The organism is Pedobacter africanus (assembly GCF_040548825.1).
Lineage (GTDB): Bacteria > Bacteroidota > Bacteroidia > Sphingobacteriales > Sphingobacteriaceae > Pedobacter > Pedobacter africanus_A.
Map to the genome: position 1 here is coordinate 152,993 of NZ_JBEPSL010000005.1, position 15,077 is coordinate 168,069.

A 15,077-nucleotide genomic window follows, 5' to 3' on the forward strand; every position below is an offset into this window, starting at 1 on the left:
ATTAAGCAGATCTTAAAAGGTGATTGTAACACGCTATTGTTTGTGTTACACAAGCATCAAACGCAAAAAGATCATTTCTCTTATAACCATTGGCAATAAGGAGCTTTCTCAAGTCCTCGTTATCTAGCAAATTGGAGAGGGTTTTAGTTATTGAGCCAATATCAAGCGGATCAAAATAGACTGCTGCATCTCCTGCTACTTCAGGCAGGCATGATGTGCCACTACAAGCCACAGCGCAGCCATTTTTGAAGGCTTCCAGTAAGGGTAGGCCAAACCCCTCTTCCAGGGAAGGATAAACAAATAGGAGTGCTTTTTGGTAGAGTTGCATAATGACAGCATCAGTTGCGTTTAATTGAATAACTTTCTCGCTCAATCCCTGGGATTGTAAAAAACGGAGTTCGGCCTCGTTAAAACTTCCTCCTCCTGCACAGATCAGAAACAGGTTCTTTCTGGTTTTAATAATAGGGGTAACACCTTCTATAAAACATTTAAAGTTTTTGTAAGGGGCGTAGCGGTCACCAACATAGAGTAAAAAGTTTTCTGGGAAGTGTTCATTTGCCGGAACAATATTCGACTCTGGCAGCCCGTGATAAATCACATGTATTTTATCTTCCACCAACGGATAATATTTCAGAATTTCCTTTTTTGTATATTGTGATATCGCGATAATTAAGTCGGCAGCCTTGATGAGTTTGTGCTTCCTGGCAATGACCTCTGCTGCATCCCTGAATTGATGGGGGAAATTCTCATAGATCATGTCATGTACGGTTATGACCAGGGGTTTCTTCAAAGAAGGGAGAAAATACGGGTCGTAATAGGTTGCGTGAAAAATGTCGTACTTGTTCTGCCTTATTTTTGCGATTGCTAGTTTTTTATTCCATTTTATCCGGTTGTACCCCTTTTTTAGTAACTTTTTGCCTAAATAATTGTTAAAAAGTTGTGGAAAGTCACGCAGATAATAATTAGTTGAACGTACTATTGGCAATTCAGCCTGGAATTGTCCGCGTTGTTGAATGGCCAAAATCAGATTCGCAAAATACCTTGATATGCCGCCATAATTTTGTAAATCAAACATTTGGGGGTCATATAAAATTTTGCGGGGAAAGCCCATTCCTGTTGGTTTAGTTTAAATTACTACTTTTGGCAAAGTTAGCAATTAGGTTCTTTAACTAGACTATAAAGCTTTTCTTATTTAGAATGATTGATCAGTATCCCAAAATTACAGTTGTAACACCATCCTATAACCAAGGAGACTTTCTTGAATATACAATTAAGTCTGTTCTGGATCAGAACTATCCCAATCTTGAATATATCATTATAGATGGGGGGAGCACAGATCATTCAATAGACATTATTAAAAAATATGAGGATCGTCTGGCTTATTGGGTCAGCGAAAAAGATAGCGGGATGTATGAGGCGATCCAAAAAGGGTTCGAAAGGTCAACCGGCGAGATTATGACCTGGATCAATTCCGATGACATGCACAACCAGAATTCTTTGTTTACGGTGGCTGAGATTTTTGCGGCGTTGCCAAAGGTAAACTGGATTATGGGCAAAAATTCTTATTACGACGAAGTGGGCAAAGTGTTTGTGTTCGACGATGACCCTTATGAAGAGCGCTGGTCGAAATGGAGGATGTATGATTTTAGGGGCAGATTTATTCAACAGGAATCGGTCTTTTGGAGAAGAACCCTTTGGGAAAAATCTGGCGGCTATGTGGATGTAAATTTGGCTCTTGCCGGTGATGCAGACTTGTGGCTTAGGTTTTTCAGGCATGATAAATTGTATTCTACGGGTTTTTTACTCTCAGGCTTTCGTTTCAGAGCGGGAAATCAGAAAAGTAAGGATCATAGAGAGGAATACCTGGATGAAACCAGAGTACTTATAAAAAGGGAATTGAAACTATCCAATTCTTATGCTCGGTTCTGGTTTATCAGGGTATGTAAGGTTTTGTCTTACCTGGTTCCGGTTGGTCTTTTTAGAAAGCGGTTTCTTTCTGCCACATTAAAATTGACACCAAAAATCTCCTATTTTCCCTCAGCAGGATATTCTTTTAATAAGAAATACCATCGATAGCAGAACTTTAATGAGGGTTGTTAAAATAACGAGTGCTTAAGTTTCTTAAACATGAAGCGCATCCATGGCCCATATCCATGATATTTTTTAATCAGTGCGGCTTTTCTTTCTTCAAATAAAAGGTCGTCTTTCTGTGATGAGATTCCGGTATGGTTAAAATTGGCAATGGTATAGTCCAGGTATTTCATGCTGAACTCCGGATCGGCATAACATTTCATATTCAAATGCCTGTCGGCCGCTATTTTGTATTCCAGATCAAAACGGTATTTCTCAAAAACGCTTTTGGGGTAAAATATTGACTGATGGCATATGCCGTTTTTTGCCTGGTTGTAACTGCTGATGTGGCTCTGGCATTTAACACCTTTAGAAATGATGCTGCCGTAATAAATGATGTGTTTATTTTTGAGCACCTTTGCCATATCCGAAAAGCCAGGTAACAGGGTGTCGTCTGCACCCAGGAAATAGATCCAGTCGCCACTGGCCAGGTCAAGCGCTTTGTTCATGGCATCATAAATGCCCTGATCTTTTTCGCTGATCCACTTGGTGACTACGTCCTCATTTTTCTTTAGAATATCAATAGTGCCGTCCTGACTGGCCCCGTCGGCAACAATAACTTCTATGGCTGCGTAGGTCTGGCTGCGGATGCTGTCCAGGCAAGACTGAAGGTCTTTTTCTGCATTGTAAGTAACTATGATTATTGATACTTTGTCCATCATACTTATTTATGCCTTACACCTGGGCCAAACCATTGGCGCATGTTTTTAGCTGTTGTTCCATGGTTACTTTCACCGCATCGGAATGCAGGGATTCCTGTTCACGTGAAGAAAGCTCATGCTGCAGGTGGAATTGTACCGCTTTAAACTTAACGGCTTTCTTAAGGATATTGTTGTTGATGAAGCGGGCGGCCAGTTCTTCATCTTCATGCCCCCAGCCCTGAAGGTCGTTGTTGTATCCGTTAATGCGTACATAATCTGATTTCCAGTAGGCCAGGTTGCTTCCCCTTACGCTATAGGAATTGTTCTGCTTTTTGGTAAACATAAAGGCCAGAAAAGGAAGCCGTATGGAATTGAAACGATGGATAATCCCCCTGGAAAAATAATTGAAATCCGTTTTGCCGCTTTGATATGCAGCGGCGATTTCGTTACGGTTCAGATGGGCACGTGTCCCCCTTACAAAAGTTCCTTTTTCTGCAAGATCTACATGGTCTTCAACAAAATGCTGGTTTAAAATCACGTCGCCGTCAACCTGTATAATGTAGTCTCCTGATGCGGCTTTAACGGCTTTGTTTAAGATGATGGCTTTTCTAAAGCCCAGGTCTTCATGCCAGATGTGGATTAAAGGAACCGGAGAACTTGCCTGAAACTGCGCAATCAGCTCCCTGGTTTCTGTGGTCGAGCCATCATCTGCTATAATGATTTCCATGGGCATTACTTTTTGCCTCATGATGCTCAGCAAGCATAATTTAAGTGCCTCGGGCCAATTGTAAGTTGCCACTATTAGGGATGTTGCAATCATAAGGTGCTGATAGTTATTCAGAGAAAGTCTGCATATCTATTAAACGTCTGTATAAGCCGTCGTTTCTCATCAGTTCGCTATGGGAACCTTGTTCAACCACCGTGCCATTGTCTAATACGATGATCAGGTCTGCATTTTGTATGGTTGATAAACGGTGTGCAATAATTAAGGATGTCCGGTTTTCCATTAATTTATAAAGCGCTTCCTGAACCAGTTTTTCCGACTCGGTATCCAGTGCAGACGTGGCTTCATCAAGCAGCATTAATGGTGGATTGCCCAGGATAGCTCTGGCAATGCAGAGCCTTTGTTTCTGGCCCCCAGATAAACGGATGCCCCTGTCGCCAATAAAGGTTTCATACCCGTTTTCTGTATTGGTAATAAACTCATGGGCATTGGCAATTTTTGCAGCACGTTCTACCTCTTCATAGGTGGCATCTGGTTTGGCAAATGCGATGTTGTTAAAAATGGTGTCGTTAAACAGGATTGATTCCTGATTTACAAAGCCCATTTGATCTCTTAAAGAATCGGTATTTAAATCTTTCAGGTTAACACCATCCCAGTAGATACTCCCTTGCTGTGGTTCAATAAACCTTGGCAAAAGATCCATCAGCGTAGATTTTCCTCCGCCGGAAGGTCCGACAAGCGCAACGGTTTTGCCCTTGGGGATTTCTATGTTTACATGTTTTAATATCGCTCGCTCGCCATAAGCAAAACAGACATCCTGCAGGCGGATTGAATCTTTAAAGGATTTGACAACAACAGCATCAGGTTTGTCCGTAACTTCGGGTTTGGTATCAATCAGGTCCAGCACGCGCTTACCCGCAGCAAGACCGGTATGTATGCCTGTAAAGGCATCGGACAAGGCTTTTGCCGGGCGGGTAACCTGAGAGAATATGGCAATATAGGCGATGAATTCTGCCGAGGTTAATGTCGATTCGCCATTTAAAACCATGGAGCCGCCGAAATACACGATGCCGGCAACCATCATTACACCCAGAAACTCTGAAACAGGGGATGCCAGTTGCTGCCTGCGTACCATTTTACGGGTGATGTTAGAATAAGTAACGTTTTCCTGGTGGAACCTGTCTTTAACATATTCTGTAGCATTGAATGCTTTTACAATTTTGATTCCAGCCAGGGCCTCGTCGAGATAGCCCAGCATATTTGCAAAAGTTTCATGTGCCTGTGTGGCCTGCTGTCTTAAGCGTTTTACAATTTTGGCAATGATAAATGCTGATAGCGGGATAACCAGCAAAGAGAACAAGGTTAATTTTGCTGAAATTGAAAAAAGCAGCACTACATATACGATCAGGGTTACAGGTTCTTTAAATACTACCTGCAAAGTGTTGGTTACGGTAAATTGCACTACCTGCACATCCGAAGATACTTTGGAAAGGATATCCCCTTTTCGCTGACTGTTGAAATAACCCAGGTGCAGGTTCATCACATTGTTGAATACCGATTTTCTGAGACTAAGCAGTGTGTGGATCCTGAGGTCTTCCATGATGCGCGCAGAGAAGTATTTGAAAACGTTGGATAGGAGTACGGAGATCACAATGGTAATACACACGAATTTCAGCGCTTCCTGTGAGCCATAATTGCCAACGAAATAATCTGTCAGTTCTCTGAACTTGGCCATCACGTCCCACCATGAAGCTGGTTCAGCTGCTGCTGCAGTTGCTTCAACAGCTTTTTTATGGTTAAATAACGTATCTAATAAGGGTGCTAATAAAGCAAGGTTTAAGGTGTTAAAAAGTATGTACAGCAGGGTTGCAATAACATAGGGGATTGCAAACTTTTCAATGGGCCTGGCATACGATAATAACCTGAAATAGTCTTTCATTTAAAGTTTTGAAATTTTCCAAAGGTAAGGATTTACAGCAATGTTTAAAATAAGGGCAATATGCGTACTTTATCTACAATGCCTAAAGGCTAAAATAAATTGCTTTTATTTGTACATACAGAATCCGGAATGAATACCCCTTTATCACTGATCACAGAAATTGAGCATGGAAACTTTAATGCATTGGCAAGGGCCATTACTTTGGTTGAAAATGACATCCCGCCGGCTGCGGAATTGTTAAGGTCAATAAACGTTGAAGTAAATGTGCCTGTCATCGGAATAACAGGCCCTCCGGGAGCAGGTAAAAGTACGCTGGTGAATGCCATCACAGCAAGAGTAACTGCGGCGGGCAAAAAGATTGCGATTCTGGCAGTCGACCCCACCTCTCCGTTTAATTTTGGTTCGTTGCTGGGCGACAGGATAAGAATGGCCCAGCAGTTCAATAACCCAAATGTTTATATCCGTTCTTTAGCTACGCGTGGGGCATTGGGTGGTATATCGGCAAAAACAATTGAAATTGTGGATGTGCTGAAAGCCGGCGGATTTGACCTGATCCTGGTAGAGACCGTTGGTGTGGGACAGTCGGAAGTTGAAATTGCCGGGCTTGCAGATAAGACGGTTGTGGTGCTGGTTCCGGAATCGGGAGATGAAATCCAGAATATCAAATCGGGTTTGATGGAAATTGCCCAGGGCTTCGTAGTGAACAAGGCAGATCGGGAAGGGGCAGATACTTTTGCCAATAACCTGAAAAAGCTGGTTCATCAGCAGCACCAGGTGATCCCGGTTTTTAAGACAGTGGCTGATAAGAATGAAGGGATTGACAAGCTTTGCGATTGGCTGCTCAAACCTGTAGCGGCCGACAATAGCCGCAGATCATTTCTGCTGGCTGAAAAAGCATTTAAGATCATTCAGCATTACCGGATGGCCAATGTAGACCGGAAGCGCCTGCGGGAAGAAATAGATAAAGCACTGCATAAACCCGGCTTTAACATTTATCGTTTTACAGACAATTGGAGTTGATATTTGAGTATTGTCTCAAAAACAGGACTTGACTGTATGTCGTATTAGGACAATAATAGACAGGAATTTAACAAAATGGTAACAATTAAGCCGTTTGCTGAAGTGTATTTTGAACACTGATATAGGCACCATGATGATTTGTGTACTGAAAAAATTGACTTTTTCGGTGTTTTAGACAGTGTTTTTAAAGGTATTTAACCTAATTGAGGTTATTTTTTGACAATTTGGAAGTTTGGAACGGAGTTTGTGTAAGTGTTTTGAGAATTTAAAAATTTGTTTAATTTTGCTACACAAAAAAATTATACAATTAAAATTTGTTTAACCTTAAAAAAGAAAAATTATGAATTATTCTACTTTAAAAAAGGGTCTGGCGGCCTCTCTGGTAGCTTTAATGGGTGCTACAACCCTTGCTACTGCTCAGGACGCTTCGACTTCTTCTTCGGCCAAGGTATTTGGTGGAAGAGGCCAGTACAGAACGTGGTCACTGGGTGTTAACGGTGGTGTTTTATCTCCGTTCATCGCTATCGGTGGTACCAACGATTTCACGAATGCTGATGTTAACTTAGGTTACGGTATCTCGTTGAGAAAACAATTAGGTCATGCATTTGGCTTAGAAGGTAACGTTTTCCGTGGTAAGATCTCTGGAACTAACAAAGATGGCGGTCCTGCTGCTATCGCTGGTTTAAGCTCTTTCGAAACTGAATTGGCTTATGCTGCTGACTTAAGAGGTGTTGTTAACGTTGCAACTGTTGACTTCTTACGTCGCGAAAACTCTGTTAACTTCTTCGTAACTGCTGGTTATGGTGTTGCTGCTTACAGAGCTGCATTAAACGGTGCTGATCCTAAAGATTTACCAGAAACTTATGGTAAAGACGGAGACAAAAAATACATCAAAGAAGCTTATATCCCAGTTGGTGCTGGTATTAAATTCAAAGTTTCTGAGCGTGTATCTTTCAACTTAGGTTATACCATGCACTTTGTTGATGCTGATAACCTGGACGGAGTTTGGGCTAAAGCAACTACTAAAGACAAATTCTCGTACGGATATGCTGGTTTAGAATTCTCATTAGGTTCTAAATCTAAACCGAACCTGGATTGGGTTAACCCATTGGCTTTAATGTATGATGAATTGAAAGATCCTTCATTACGTCAGGAAGTTGAAGCTTTGAAAGGCCGTGTTGCTAACATCGAAAAATCTGTTGAAGATCTGAAAAAAGATAGCGATGGTGACGGTGTAGCTGATCAGTTTGACAAATGCCCAGGTACTCCAGCTGGTACTGCTGTTGATGGTTCAGGATGTCCTCTACCTAAAGCACCAGAGCCTACTGCAGTTAACACTAGCAACCTGACTGGTTTCGAAACTATTCAATTTGAATTCAACTCTTCAGTTTTAAAAACTGAGTCTTACCCTACTTTAGATAAATTATCTTCAGTATTGCGTGAAAACGGTGGTAAAGTAACTGTAAACGGTTACGCTTCAAGCGAAGGTACTGCTGCATACAACCTGAAATTATCTAAAGACAGAGCTAACTCTGTTAAAACTTACTTAGTTAACTCTGGTGTTAACGCTAGTCAAGTTGTAACTAAAGGTCATGGCGAAGCTAATCCAATTGCTTCTAACGATACTGAAGAAGGTCGTATCCAGAACCGTCGTGTTGAATCAGCTAGAAACTAATTATTTCTAATTCATACGAAAAAAAGAGGGCTTCAATTTTGAAGCCCTCTTTTTTTTATTTATACCTTTGTAGAGCTATGTATCTATTCAGAAAGAAAGACCCGGACAGACCCATAAATACCAATATCAGGATCATGCACATCATCAATGCTATTGCCATTATTATGTTTGCTGCAGGTATTTTATGGAAACTGATGGCATGGCTTTTTTAATCAAAAATAAGATGAAAAGGATAATCAATACCACAAATGCTCCCGCCCCGATAGGCCCCTACAATCAGGCTGTAATGGCCAATGGTTTTTTATTTTTATCTGGTCAGGTAGCCATCAATCCAGAAACAGGTGGGCTAACCCAGTCGTCCATTACTGAAGAAACGCACCAGGTGATGCGTAATATTAAAGCTGTTTTGCTGGAAGCTTCCTATGGTTTTGAAGATGTGGTTAAGACCACAATCTTTTTATCTGATATGGCGCTGTTTGCCGAAGTGAATGAAGTGTATGGCTCTTACTTTGAAACTGACTTCCCTGCCCGTGAAACCGTAGCCGTAAAGGGCCTGCCAAAAGGGGTGAATGTGGAGATTTCCATGACTGCATATAAGGGCTAAGTTTTGAAAAAGTCTAACCTCCGGTATTTCTTTGCAGGCATTTCGTCTGCTGTTATTTGGGGGTTTTTCTCTATCCCTCTGCGAAACCTTAAGGCCTTCCCTTCGGAAGAGATCCTGTATTACCGTATTTTTACCTCGCTGGTTTTCATCTGACTGGCCATTTTGATATTCAGAAAAAAGCAGCTGAAAGCTGATCTGGATTACCTCAAATCTATTGAAGTTAAAAAAAAACGGATCATCTTATTGCAGCTCGTGGCCTCGACCTTGCTGCTGACAGGCAACTGGTACACCTATATTTATGCGGTAAATAATGTCAGCCTGCAATCGGCTGCCTTTGCCTATATGGTTTGTCCGCTCATTACCGCCTTTGGCGGATTTATAATTTTAAAAGAAGCGCTTTCCCGCTTAAAGCTGATCTCGCTGGGCATCGCATTGTTAAGTATCCTGTTGCTGGCCACGGGTTCGCTGATAGAAGTACTGTGGTCTGTAGTCATTGCTTCATTGTATGCCTTTTATCTCATCATACAACGTAAGATGCAAAACCTGGATAAGCTGAACGTACTAGCGGTTCAGATCGGTTTGGCGGTGTTGCTGATGCTTCCCTTTTACCTGGGCAAACATGCCGGTGTCCCTAACGACTCCTGGTTCTGGGGAAATATTATAGTGATTGCGGTTTTCTTTACCATTATCCCTTTGTTCATGAGCCTTTATTCCCTGATCGGGATACCGTCATCTACTTTAGGGATCATCATTTATATCAACCCTATCATTGCTTTTACAGTGGCCATTTTTTATTTTGGAGAACGGGTTGATGTTCATCGTTTATTTGCCTATGGCTTGCTGCTGGTATCTGTGATTGTATTTAATTGGGGCATCTTAAAAGATATCCTTACATTTAAAGGGAATAAGAATATACCACTGAAAAATAATTAAAGTCTTGTTTGCCGCTACCTTAGATACAACGATCGAATATTTGAAGGGCGTAGGTCCTAAACGTGCCGAACTTTTGCAGAAGGAGCTGGGTATTTTTACCTATGAGCATTTGCTCAATTATTTTCCTTTTCGTTATATAGACAGAACCAGGTTCTATAAGATAAATGAGCTCAGTACCGAACTTCCCTATGTCCAGATATTGGGGCGGATAACCAGCAAGGAGCAGGTTGGAGAAAAACACAAGAAACGGATTGTAGCAAAACTGACAGATGAAACCGGTTCTATCGAACTGGTATGGTTCCAGAGTTTAAAATGGGTTGATGAACATGTAAGTAAGGGGAAGGTTTACATTGTATTTGGTAAGCCTTCGGTATTTAATGGTAGCTACAGCATCTCCCATCCCGATCTGGAGAGTTATCCCCGTCCTGCAACAGTTACAGGCAATCTGCGGCTGCAGCCAGTTTACAATTCAACCGAAAAATTAAAGAAGTTTTTTTTAGACAGCAAGGGCATACAAAAACTGCAGGCCTTGCTGCTGGAGCAGCATCTATACGAAGTTAAGGAAACTATCCCCCCTTATATTCTGGAGAAGTATCATATGCTTTCCAGGAAGGAGTCAATTCTGAATATTCACTTTCCAAAAGATGTGGCGGTATTAAAAAAAGCCGAGAGCCGATTGAAGTTTGAAGAGCTGTTTTTTATCCAGCTGCAGTTGCTGCACAACAAACATCTTCGTGAACTCAAATTTAAAGGCCATTTGTTTGAAACCGTAGGCCAGCGCGTCAATACGTTTTATAAGGAAATATTGCCTTTTAATCTGACCAACGCTCAGAAACGGGTAATCAAGGAGATCAGGCTGGATACACAACGTGGTATTCAGATGAACAGACTGGTACAGGGAGATGTAGGGAGTGGTAAAACTGCGGTGGCTTTAATGAGTATGCTGCTGGCCAATGACAACGGTTATCAGGCTTGTATGATGGCCCCTACAGAGATTCTTGCCCGACAGCATTACGAGTCTATTGTATCGTTACTGAAAGGCCGTTTGGTTAATGTCGCGATCCTTACGGGCAGTAGTACCAAAAAACAAAGGACCCAGCTGCACGCGGCGCTTGAAGCCGGTGAAATAGACATTCTCGTGGGTACACATGCCCTCATTGAAGATAAGGTGATATTTAAAGATCTGGGCATGGTGGTGATTGATGAACAGCATCGGTTTGGTGTGGAGCAAAGGGCAAAGCTCTGGCGTAAAAATGCGGTTCCTCCGCACATTCTGGTGATGACTGCAACGCCGATACCCAGAACCCTGGCCATGACCATGTACGGCGATTTAGACGTGTCTGTAATAGACGAACTTCCCGCAGGCAGGAAACCCATTGAAACCAGGCATTTGTTTGAAGGGCAGCGCCTGAGGATGTTTGGTTTTATGAAGCAGGAGATTGCCAAAGGCCGCCAGGTGTATGTGGTTTATCCACTGATCAAGGAAAGTGAAAAACTGGACCTTTTACACCTGGAAGCAGGCATAGAACAGATGGGCTATCAGTTTCCACGGCCGCAGTACCAGATCAGTATTGTGCATGGCAAAATGAGCAATGCCGACAAGCAGTATGAAATGCAGCAGTTCATAGATGGGAAGAGTCAGATCATGGTGGCAACAACGGTAATAGAGGTTGGGGTGAATGTTCCGAATGCTTCTGTGATGATCATTGAGAATGCAGAACGTTTTGGCCTTTCGCAATTACACCAGCTGCGGGGCCGTGTAGGAAGGGGGGCGGAGCAATCGTTCTGTATCCTGATGTCGGGCAATAAATTGAGTGCAGATGGAAAACTGCGTCTGGAAACTATGGTCAGGACGAATAATGGTTTTGAAATATCAGAGATCGACCTGCAGCTCCGTGGGCCCGGCGACATTACCGGTACGCAGCAAAGTGGTGTACTGGAGTTAAAGCTGGCCGATCTGGCAAAAGATCAGCTCATCCTGCAGGAAGCACGAAACACCGTAATAGAGGTGCTGGCAGCAGATCCACACCTGGAACTACCTGAAAACAGTCTGCTGCGGACTTACCTTTCTAAAAGACGCAAGGGCATTGCTTTCGATAAGATCTCCTGATTAATCTTCGTCACTTCCCGGTAGAGAGCCTGCTCCCGAATAGGCGCCTTTGCGGATAACAGGAACGCCAAGGTGTTTATACAATTCATCAAGTTGCATCAAACTGCCATTGGTTAAATTGCCCAGAAATATAATGACAATATCCTTTTGGAAATCGCGCACATAAATGTGTCTGAAGCCATGCCACCATCCCGTATGATACACTACTTTCCTGTTTTTTTCTCCGTCAAATATGCGCCAGCCATAGCCGTAGTTGAAATGACCTTTGATGGCTTTGTTGCGGCCTTTGTAGGCTGAATCCAGACTTTTTTGTGTCAATAATCTGCCGTTCTTCAGGTATTTGTCATACAACACCAGATCGTGCAAAGTGCTATAAATACCCTTATCGCCAACAGGGCCATCTAAAAAGTTCTGCACTACCGAATACCTAAAGCTGTTACGATCATGGCCCACTACATCAACAGGAATTTTTTCATATTCTGTTGTAGAGTAAACATGGGTATTTTTCATTCCGGCAGGCTTAAAAACATGCTCCATCATGTACTGCGAAAAGCGTTGGCCCGTCACCTTTTCTATAATGGCGGCCAGTACCATAAAATTAGAGTTGTTGTAATGAAAAACCCGGTTTGGTTTGGTATAAGGGTTAGGTTTTTTGTCGGCAATCACTTCCATTACCTCCTGGTTGGATACACCTTTTTTCATGTTGCGCTTTTCTTTGCGCCAGATGTCGTCAATAAAATAGACGTAGTTCATCATCCCGCTGCGGTGCGACAACAAAAGTTCTACTGTAATTCCATCGTAAGGGAAGTTAGGGTAGAATTTTTTTACATCGTCGGTCAGCTTTAATTTTCCTGCTTCTACCAGCTGCATGATGGCAACCCCGGTAAAGGTTTTGGTGATGGACGCCAGTTCAAATTCCGAGTTTATTTTTAAGCTGTCGCGGTGCAGGTAATCGGCCCATCCAACGGCTTTCTCATAAATGATCTTTCCACCTTTTGCCACCAGCATATTTCCGTTGAAATTATATTTTTTGTGTAGGTTCTGTACAAAGCCTGCAATCCATTGGTCCGCTTTTTCGGGGTTGTAAACCAGCGCAAGGCTATCGGCCCTGTCATCTTCTTTAACCCTGACCTTTTTATCGGCTTCGGCTTTTTTAGCTTTTTCTTCCGGAGTTGAACATGAGGAGAGCGATAAAATGGTTAGTGATGTGATTATGCTTAGCAGACGAAACTTCATGAAGAATGCAATACGGTTTAAAAAGTCGAAAAATAAGGATTTTTACCCCTTTAAACGTAAAAGAGTTTTAAACATTATATCATTTGTTACATAAATAAAACTCATTGAGATACAAAAACCTTAAATTTGGGCGACAACAAAAAATAAAACAAATGAATTTTAGAACAGAACACGATACGATGGGTGAAGTGCAGGTGCCTGCTGATAAATATTGGGGTGCTCAAACTGAACGTTCAAGGAATAACTTTAAAATTGGCCCCGAGGCTTCTATGCCTAAGGAGATCATTCATGCTTTTGGATATTTAAAAAAGGCTGCTGCTTTGGCTAATACTGAACTTGGTGTTTTGAGCCAGGATAAAGCGAACCTGATTGCAAAGGCTTGTGATGAGGTCATCGCGGGTAGTTTGGATGATCAGTTTCCGCTGGTGATCTGGCAGACGGGATCAGGCACGCAAAGTAACATGAACGCCAATGAAGTGATTGCCTATCGTGGACATGTTTTAAATGGTGGTGGATTAGGCGATGAAAAGAAAGTGCTGCACCCTAATGATGATGTAAACAAATCGCAGTCTTCAAACGATACCTACCCTACTGCTATGCATATTGCTGCGTATAAGCAGGCGGTAGAAGTGACCCTTCCGGGGCTGGAAAAATTGCATGGTACCCTGGTGGCAAAATCGCAGGAATTTGCCACGATTGTTAAAACCGGTCGTACCCATTTTATGGATGCCACACCTTTAACATTGGGACAGGAATTTTCGGGTTATGCCCAGCAAATCAGTAATGGCATCAGGGCCATTAAAAATGCCCTGGTGATGATCAGTGAACTGGCATTAGGTGGTACAGCGGTAGGTACAGGTTTAAACACCCCAAAAGGTTATGATGTGCTGGTTGCTCAAAAAATAGCTGAGTTGACCGGCCTGCCATTTGTAACCGCGCCTAATAAATTTGAAGCCCTGGCGGCGCATGATGCAATGGTAGAACTTTCTGGAGCCTATAAGCGTGTGGCCGTTTCATTAATGAAAGTTGCGAACGACGTAAGGATGCTAAGTTCCGGTCCGCGTTCGGGAATCGGGGAGATCATCATTCCGGATAATGAACCGGGATCCTCAATTATGCCAGGTAAGGTTAACCCTACACAACCTGAAGCACTGACCATGGTTTGTGCGCAGGTTATAGGAAATGACGTTGCGGTAAGTGTTGGTGGAAGTACAGGGCATTTCGAACTGAACGTGTTTAAACCTGTAATTGCGGCCAATGTATTGCAATCAGGCCGGTTGATAGGTGATGCCTGTGTTTCATTTAATGACCATTGTGCTGCAGGGATCCTGCCAAACCTTCCTGAGATTAAAAAACACCTGGAAAATTCACTGATGCTGGTTACTGCGCTGAACCCGCACATAGGCTACGAGAATGCGGCAAAAATTGCAAAAAAAGCACATAAAGAAAATAAAACACTTCGTGAAGCAGCCGTAGAACTGGGCTTACTCACTACCGAACAATTTGATGAGTGGGTACGCCCGGAAGATATGGTGGGTAGTTTAAAATAAGCCGGATTAGCTGAAAAAATATGCTGAGATTGTTTTTTTGCCTTTTGTTGATGGTGTGTATTTCTGCTTCGTGCAGGCGCCTGCCTGATGTACAGGGAAAGGGTGAAGCTTTTTTGCAGGGGGTATGGAACCAGGACAGCATAGCGAATGCGGATAAACTGCTGAACTATACCCTGCATAAATTCAGGTTTACCTGCGACTCCTTTTATGTGGACCTGACGACGCATTCGAAAGTAAACTACTATTCAGATTCCTGCTTTAACGGAGGGGTTTGGAAGGAGTATGCCAAAGGGGTGTATGAAGTGAGGGCCGACAGTCTTTTCCTGGTTGGGACTTATACCAAAGCCAACTATAAGCAGAAAATTTCCGGCTGTTACCAGATTGGCCGCTATATACAGACTTTTTATATAAAGGCAGCCGGTCAGGACCAGCTTAAACTGGAAAGCACCAGCAATCAAAGGGAATGTACCCTGGTTTTAAAGGAACGCATTATTTGCCGGCCTAAAGAATTATAG

The 15,077-nt window shown here is 42.6% G+C and carries 14 protein-coding genes; 9 read left to right on the forward strand and 5 right to left on the reverse strand.

Features of this window, described 5'->3' with window-relative positions:
• Position 1: 1 nt before the first annotated feature.
• A complete protein-coding gene (locus ABIE26_RS22445; RefSeq protein ID WP_310146056.1) occupies positions 2-1,075 on the reverse strand; it encodes a glycosyltransferase family 4 protein in 1,074 nt (357 codons plus the stop codon).
• A gap of 122 nt (positions 1,076-1,197) precedes the next feature.
• Between ABIE26_RS22445 and ABIE26_RS22450 the strand changes: the two genes are divergently transcribed.
• On the forward strand, positions 1,198-2,076 hold the full coding sequence (locus ABIE26_RS22450; protein ID WP_310146055.1) for a glycosyltransferase family 2 protein: 879 nt from the start codon (positions 1,198-1,200) through the stop codon (positions 2,074-2,076).
• Positions 2,077-2,096: 20 nt separating this feature from the next.
• Here ABIE26_RS22450 and ABIE26_RS22455 read toward each other — a convergent pair whose 3' ends face one another.
• From ABIE26_RS22455 to ABIE26_RS22465, 3 genes are read right to left on the reverse strand one after another with little or no spacing between them, the layout of a single operon-like run.
• Positions 2,097-2,792: a glycosyltransferase family 2 protein gene (locus ABIE26_RS22455; RefSeq protein ID WP_310146054.1), complete on the reverse strand. Its 696-nt coding sequence runs from the start codon at positions 2,790-2,792 to the stop codon at positions 2,097-2,099.
• A gap of 13 nt (positions 2,793-2,805) precedes the next feature.
• A complete protein-coding gene (locus ABIE26_RS22460; protein ID WP_310146053.1) occupies positions 2,806-3,591 on the reverse strand; it encodes a glycosyltransferase family 2 protein in 786 nt (261 codons plus the stop codon).
• A gap of 13 nt (positions 3,592-3,604) precedes the next feature.
• Entirely contained in the window at positions 3,605-5,434 is a 1,830-nt protein-coding gene (locus ABIE26_RS22465; protein WP_310146052.1) for an ABC transporter ATP-binding protein, read from the reverse strand.
• Positions 5,435-5,563: 129 nt separating this feature from the next.
• Here ABIE26_RS22465 and meaB point away from each other — a divergent pair, with 129 nt between their 5' ends.
• From meaB to recG, 6 genes are all read left to right on the forward strand, one after another.
• Positions 5,564-6,454, forward strand: coding sequence for a methylmalonyl Co-A mutase-associated GTPase MeaB (meaB, locus tag ABIE26_RS22470; protein WP_310146050.1), 891 nt, complete (start codon positions 5,564-5,566; stop codon positions 6,452-6,454).
• A gap of 340 nt (positions 6,455-6,794) precedes the next feature.
• Positions 6,795-8,129 (forward strand): OmpA family protein, encoded by a 1,335-nt coding sequence (locus tag ABIE26_RS22475; RefSeq protein WP_310146048.1) that lies wholly within the window; start codon positions 6,795-6,797, stop codon positions 8,127-8,129.
• Positions 8,130-8,206: 77 nt separating this feature from the next.
• Entirely contained in the window at positions 8,207-8,341 is a 135-nt protein-coding gene (locus ABIE26_RS22480; RefSeq protein ID WP_310146046.1) for a DUF6728 family protein, read from the forward strand.
• A gap of 11 nt (positions 8,342-8,352) precedes the next feature.
• On the forward strand, positions 8,353-8,733 hold the full coding sequence (locus ABIE26_RS22485; protein WP_310146044.1) for a RidA family protein: 381 nt from the start codon (positions 8,353-8,355) through the stop codon (positions 8,731-8,733).
• Between the two features lie 162 nt (positions 8,734-8,895).
• Positions 8,896-9,666, forward strand: a complete 771-nt coding sequence (locus ABIE26_RS22490) for an EamA family transporter (protein WP_310146042.1) — start codon at positions 8,896-8,898, stop codon at positions 9,664-9,666.
• A gap of 4 nt (positions 9,667-9,670) precedes the next feature.
• Positions 9,671-11,776, forward strand: a complete 2,106-nt coding sequence (recG, locus tag ABIE26_RS22495) for an ATP-dependent DNA helicase RecG (RefSeq protein ID WP_310146041.1) — start codon at positions 9,671-9,673, stop codon at positions 11,774-11,776.
• Here recG and ABIE26_RS22500 read toward each other — a convergent pair whose 3' ends face one another.
• Positions 11,777-13,012, reverse strand: coding sequence for a serine hydrolase domain-containing protein (locus tag ABIE26_RS22500; RefSeq protein ID WP_310146040.1), 1,236 nt, complete (start codon positions 13,010-13,012; stop codon positions 11,777-11,779).
• A 152-nt stretch (positions 13,013-13,164) separates the two neighbouring features.
• Here ABIE26_RS22500 and fumC point away from each other — a divergent pair, with 152 nt between their 5' ends.
• The gene (fumC, locus tag ABIE26_RS22505; RefSeq protein ID WP_310146039.1) at positions 13,165-14,562 is read left to right on the forward strand and encodes a class II fumarate hydratase; all 1,398 of its coding nucleotides are present in this window, start codon (positions 13,165-13,167) and stop codon (positions 14,560-14,562) included.
• 20 nt (positions 14,563-14,582) lie between these two features.
• The gene (locus ABIE26_RS22510; protein WP_310146038.1) at positions 14,583-15,077 is read left to right on the forward strand and encodes a fumarate hydratase; all 495 of its coding nucleotides are present in this window, start codon (positions 14,583-14,585) and stop codon (positions 15,075-15,077) included.

What these genes read in the sequence shown, in the direction of transcription:
- ABIE26_RS22445 (WP_310146056.1), bottom strand. Translation starts at nt 1,075, where the DNA reads ATGTTTGATTTACAAAATTATGGCGGCATATCAAGGTATTTTGCGAAT.
- ABIE26_RS22450 (WP_310146055.1), top strand. Translation starts at nt 1,198, where the DNA reads ATGATTGATCAGTATCCCAAAATTACAGTTGTAACACCATCCTATAAC.
- ABIE26_RS22455 (WP_310146054.1), bottom strand. Translation starts at nt 2,792, where the DNA reads ATGATGGACAAAGTATCAATAATCATAGTTACTTACAATGCAGAAAAA.
- ABIE26_RS22460 (WP_310146053.1), bottom strand. Translation starts at nt 3,591, where the DNA reads ATGATTGCAACATCCCTAATAGTGGCAACTTACAATTGGCCCGAGGCA.
- ABIE26_RS22465 (WP_310146052.1), bottom strand. Translation starts at nt 5,434, where the DNA reads ATGAAAGACTATTTCAGGTTATTATCGTATGCCAGGCCCATTGAAAAG.
- meaB (WP_310146050.1), top strand. Translation starts at nt 5,564, where the DNA reads ATGAATACCCCTTTATCACTGATCACAGAAATTGAGCATGGAAACTTT.
- ABIE26_RS22475 (WP_310146048.1), top strand. Translation starts at nt 6,795, where the DNA reads ATGAATTATTCTACTTTAAAAAAGGGTCTGGCGGCCTCTCTGGTAGCT.
- ABIE26_RS22480 (WP_310146046.1), top strand. Translation starts at nt 8,207, where the DNA reads ATGTATCTATTCAGAAAGAAAGACCCGGACAGACCCATAAATACCAAT.
- ABIE26_RS22485 (WP_310146044.1), top strand. Translation starts at nt 8,353, where the DNA reads ATGAAAAGGATAATCAATACCACAAATGCTCCCGCCCCGATAGGCCCC.
- ABIE26_RS22500 (WP_310146040.1), bottom strand. Translation starts at nt 13,012, where the DNA reads ATGAAGTTTCGTCTGCTAAGCATAATCACATCACTAACCATTTTATCG.
- fumC (WP_310146039.1), top strand. Translation starts at nt 13,165, where the DNA reads ATGAATTTTAGAACAGAACACGATACGATGGGTGAAGTGCAGGTGCCT.
- ABIE26_RS22510 (WP_310146038.1), top strand. Translation starts at nt 14,583, where the DNA reads ATGCTGAGATTGTTTTTTTGCCTTTTGTTGATGGTGTGTATTTCTGCT.